The sequence below is a fragment of the Protofrankia sp. CiT1 genome (assembly GCF_917627335.1).
In the GTDB taxonomy this organism is placed as follows: domain Bacteria; phylum Actinomycetota; class Actinomycetes; order Frankiales; family Frankiaceae; genus Protofrankia.
Map to the genome: position 1 here is coordinate 1 of NZ_CAKJTP010000256.1, position 3617 is coordinate 3617.

Here is a 3617-nt window from a genome sequence, read left to right on the forward strand (position 1 = left end):
CTCGTGCAGCTGGTGACCGGCAGCGACTGGGTGCCGCTGCCGGACGCGTGGGTGGCCAATCTGCACCGCGCCGCGGGCGACGAGCCCGGCCTGGCCGCGTCGTAGCGCGCCGCCCGACGATCATCCGCCACCGTAGAGTTGTGGGTGATCGGGTCATGGTCTTTGCGGCGTAGGAGGCCGGTGAGTGGTGGCGCGCTGGTTCAACATCGCTGGACCCTGTGTGCCGGGGAAACATTACATGATCGCGGCGTCGGCGAGATTGCCTGAGGTGCCGGGTCTGGTGGCGCGCGAGGACTACTTCGTGGTGCATGCACCGAGACAGACGGGGAAGACGACTACGCTGCGGGCAATCGCAGCCGAACTGACGGCCAGCGGGAAGTACGCGGCGGTGAAGCTCTCGCTGCAGAGCGGCGCGGCCTTCGGTGACGACATAGGCGGCGCCACCCGCGCCATCCTCGCGAAGGCCAGCCGAGAGGCCCGGCTCAGCCTTCCAGTGGAGCTGTGCCCTCCGGCATGGCCCGAGGGCCCGGACGGGGATCTCTTCGGCGGCGCGCTCGCCGCCTGGGCCGAGTCCTGCCCCCGGCCACTCGCGCTGTTCCTCGACGAGATCGACTCGCTCACGGGCGCGACGCTCGTCGCTGTGCTCAGCCAGATCCGCGAAGGTTTCGAGGACCGCCCCGGGGCCTTCCCTGCTTCGATCGCGCTGTGCGGCCTTCGGGACGTGCGCGATTATAAGATCGTCACTGGCGGTAACCCGGAGCGGTCGGGCGGGCCCAGCCCGTTCAACATCATTGTCGAGTCGCTGCGACTCGGGGACTTCACTCTCGGCGAGGTGTGGGAACTCTACGGCCAGCACACCGCGGAGACCGGCCGCGTCTTTACCGACGAGGCCATCGAGCACGTGTACGCGCTGACCGGCGGTCAGCCCTGGCTTGTCAACGCGCTGGCAGCGGAAATCGTCGCCCGGATGAAGGTGCCGGCGACGGAGCCGGTCACGATCGAGCAGGTCGACACCGCCCGCGAGCGGGTCATCCAGGCCCGGCCGAGTCATCTGGACTCGTTGGTGCGCCGCCTGCGTGAGCCGGAGGTGCAGAGGGTCCTCCTGCCGGTCCTCGCCGGCGCGGAGCAGCCCGCTGACCTGGAATACTCCGACGACCTGTCCTTCGTCCGCGACCTCGGGCTGATCACCGAGGAGGGCACGGAGGGCCCGCGGATCGCCAACCCGATCTACGCGGAGGTAATCTCCCGGGCCCTCGCCGAGCAGGTCGTCCCCAGCCCGGCCGCGCTTCCCACCGCACGGGACTTCGTCCTGCCGAACGGCCGATTCGACGTTCCGGGCGCGCTGACAAGCCTCGCCGCGTTCTGGCGCACCCACGGAAAGATGCTTGGCGACGGCAGGCCCTACGAGGAGGCCCTGCCGCACGCGTTCCTGTTCGCCTGGCTCGACCGGGCCGTCAACGGCGACGGCGACGTTGTTCGGGAGTACGCCACCGGCGGCGGGCGCGCCGACCTCTACCTGCGCTGGCGCTACACAACGCGCGAGGGAACCCGCGCCGAGCAGCGCGAGGTGTTCGAGGTGAAAACCCACCGCCCCGGGAAGGCCAACCCGCTCAAGGATGCGATCCTCCAGCTCGAGGACTACCTGAACCACCTGGGCCTGTCCTCGGGCTACATCGTGATCTTCGACCAGAGATCGCAGTCCACGCCGGCCGCCGACGAACCCCTGACCACCCAGACCAGCCCGTCCGGCCACTCGATCACCATCGCCCGCCTGGCCCTGCCACCTGGCCGCCGGCAGACCCTGGCATCGTCATAGCGGGTGGTTTGTCGCGGGCATGGCGCGTCGATGGCGCGACGTAGTGCCCATAGCATCGGACAGCCCTCCTGCCGGGAGCGGCGACAGGGCGGGACTGACGGTGGGCTGAACAGGCTGGGGGTAGAGCGTGATCGACCGGGTGGCGTTGCTGAAGGACGCCAAGCAGCAGGTCAAGGTGCTGGAGAAGGACCTGCGGGCCCAGGTCGACGCGGTGCCCGAGGTTGGCACGCGGCTGCGGGCCGAGTACGACCGGGCGTTCAAGGTCGGGCGGACGGCTGCGACCTGGTCGGCGTGGCTGGGCGAGCGGGTCACGCAGGCCGCGGCCGCCTGGGTGCTCGGCACGGTGTTCGTCCGGTTCTGCGAGGACAACGGGCTGATCGGCGACCCGTACCTGGCCGGGCCGGCGGCGCGGCTCACGCTGGCCGAGGAGCGGCTGAACGAGTTCTACGTCCAGCACCCGGAACTGACCGCCCGCGACTGGCTGCTCGCAGCCTTCGGCGAGATCTCGAAGGCGCCCGTCGGCGCGGGGCTGTTCGACGAGCGCCACAACGCGCTGTTCCAGATCCCCTTGACCCACGACGCGGCCAAGGACCTGATCACCTTCTGGCGCACCCGCCAGTCCGGGGAGCTGGTTCACGACTTCACCGACCCGGACTGGGACACCCGCTTCCTCGGCGACCTGTACCAGGACCTCTCCGAGGACGTCCGCAAGAAGTACGCCCTCCTCCAGACCCCGGAGTTCGTCGAGGAGTTCATCCTCGACCTGACGCTGACCCCGGCGCTGGAGGAGTTCGGGTATGACGCGGACAGTCTCAAGGACTTCAAGCTGATCGACCCGACCTGCGGGTCGGGCCACTTCCTGCTCGGGGCCTTCCGCCGCATCCTCGGCGAATGGGACCGCCTCGCGCCGGACCCGCAGAAAGACGTCTTCGAGCGGGTGAGCCTCGCGCTGAACGCCGTCCACGGAGTGGACATCAACCCGTACGCGGTGGCGATCGCCCGCTTCCGTCTCATCGTCGCCGCGCTGCGCGCCGCCGGACTGAAGACGTTGGACGCGGCTGCCGGCTACACGTTCCCGCTGCACGTCGCCGTAGGCGACTCCCTGATCAAACACCGCCAACTCGACCTGTTCGGCGAGGACCGCGACGAACTTGCCGAGTTCTCCTACGCCACCGAGGACCTAGCCGACCACCCCGGCATCCTCGAGGAGGGCCGCTACCACGCCGTCGTCGGCAACCCGCCGTACATCACCGCCCAAGGACAAGACCCTTAACAAACTGTACCGCAATCTGTATAGCGCCTGCTCGGGCCTGTACTCGCTGACTGTTCCCTTCGCGCAACGTTTCTTCGAGCTGGCGATGAAGGCCGACGGTCAGGGACGAGGCGCCGGCAGGGTCGGTCAGATCACAGCCAACTCCTTCATGAAGCGTGAGTTTGGCAAGAAGCTCATCCAGGAATTCTTCGCAGACAGAGCCGAACTGACCCACGTCATCGACGCCTCCGGCGCCTACATCCCAGGACATGGCACTCCAACAGTCATCCTGGCTGGCCGTTGGAACCGAGATAAACGCGCCCGAACTGTTCGCGCTGTCCTCGGTATCCGCGGTGAGTCAGCAGCGCCGAGCGAGGCGAGCAACGGGGTGGTGTGGCAGGCAATCGTTAGGCAGATTCACCACGCTGACTCGGAGAGCGAGTGGGTTTCCACTGCGGATATACCGCGCGGTGACTTGAGCACCCATCCCTGGAGTCTTGTGGGCGGCGGCGCCTCAGAGGTGACGAGCCTGATCAACCAATTTACCGC

Annotated in this window: 1 protein-coding gene and 1 pseudogene; both read left to right on the forward strand. The window is 68.0% G+C overall.

Translation table 11 applies throughout. From position 1 onward, the window contains the following. Positions 1 to 238: 238 nt before the first annotated feature. A complete protein-coding gene (locus MJ785_RS21020) occupies positions 239 to 1816 on the forward strand; it encodes an ATP-binding protein (RefSeq protein WP_239382528.1) in 1578 nt (525 codons plus the stop codon). A 127-nt stretch (positions 1817 to 1943) separates the two neighbouring features. After that, positions 1944 to 3617 (forward strand): annotated as a pseudogene (gene pglX, locus MJ785_RS21025) (BREX-2 system adenine-specific DNA-methyltransferase PglX); the annotation flags it as partial.

Excerpts from the sequence above, each read along its gene's own strand:
- MJ785_RS21020 (WP_239382528.1), top strand. The coding sequence starts at position 239 with ATGATCGCGGCGTCGGCGAGATTGCCTGAGGTGCCGGGTCTGGTGGCG.